Below are 1270 nucleotides of genomic sequence, written 5' to 3' on the forward strand. Positions count from 1 at the left end.
GGGATATCGCTCAAACATTGCTTTTGTTCCAAGCTGGCAAGCAATTGATAGGCTTCGGCATCCAGCGCGAAACACTGCGCTTCACCATTGGGCTCGACGCGGATCACCCCTTGTTGCAATTGGTTGATGTTGAGCTGATCGAATTGCTGAGTACGAACAGCTGCGAATAAATCAAACACCGCGTAATGAGCATCAAAGCACTTACACCCAGGACGAAGGTGGAAAACTAAATGAGAATGTTGCGACTCTGGTACGTGTGGTAATTCAGTCAGCGGTTGCACGGCTGTGTCTGCTTGATGCTCATAACGAGCTTGGCGAGCAAGGTCGATGTTCCATTCAAAGAGAGCAACTTCTGGGCTGTATGGTGCTTGAGCCATGACCTGACCAAACAACATCACAGTGAGGTGAAAGTCTTTTCCGTAGTGAATAACACTGCCTTCTTGGAGTGGGTGCGTTAAAACATGTTGACGTGCTATTTGGGCAAAGCACGTTTCCCCTAGTAACGCTTCAACCATCGGATAAGTAGCAGAAAGGACTTCGCTCAAGCTGATGATAAAGTTATTGCGATATATCTGCATGCGCTCGTCAGCGGTAAACTGACCGCTTGCAATATTACAGTCGTCGCCCAATGCCTGATAGTGAAGCGCTTTCGCAAACTGGTTTTGTAAGGTGGCTAGCTTCATGAGGCTTTCCTCGTAGCGCTAAGCGGGGTGGTAATTTGGGAGAGAAGGAGCGAGGCCTTTTCCGCTTCTGCCAATAACACTTCCGGTGCTGGGATATCTAAGTCCCATTCAATTAAGGTATGGCGCGGACCGTACTGTTCAATCCAATGTTGATATAACTTCCAGACTTCCGTGCTGACGGGACGGCTGTGAGTATCAATCCAAATTTCGCCTTTATCGAGTTGCTTGATGGTGAAACCTGCCAAATGAATTTCATCCACTTTGTCTGCCGGAATGGCGGACAGATAGGTATTGCAATCAAAGCCGTGATTGAAGGCTGATACGTGTACGTTATTCAGATCGAGCAGTAACCGGCAACTTGTGCGCTGCTGAACTTCAGCGAGAAACACCCACTCGCTGATCGTCGAGTGTTGAAACTTCACATAGCTCGATGGGTTCTCAATTAAGATTTCGCGTTGCAGATAATCCTGAACTTCAAGCACATTGCGAGTAAAAACGTTCAGTGCTTCTTCGGTGTATGGTAGGGGAAGCAAGTCGTTAAAATAATGCCCACCATTTTCACTCCAGCTCAAATGGTCAGAGACAAA

2 protein-coding genes are annotated in these 1270 nt (G+C 47.5%); both read right to left on the minus strand.

Features of this window, described 5'->3' with window-relative positions; all coding sequences use genetic code 11:
• Nucleotides 1-683: DNA-binding domain-containing protein (locus tag R7P35_RS24845; RefSeq protein ID WP_318093043.1), on the minus strand; the 683-nt coding region annotated here is incomplete at its 3' end.
• Nucleotides 680-1270: DUF692 domain-containing protein (locus R7P35_RS24850; protein WP_318093045.1), on the minus strand; the 591-nt coding region annotated here is incomplete at its 5' end. The genes R7P35_RS24850 and R7P35_RS24845, both read right to left, overlap by 4 nt.

Origin of the sequence: Vibrio sp. Vb0304 (assembly GCF_033338995.1) — a bacterium.
GTDB classification, from domain to species: domain Bacteria; phylum Pseudomonadota; class Gammaproteobacteria; order Enterobacterales; family Vibrionaceae; genus Vibrio; species Vibrio alginolyticus.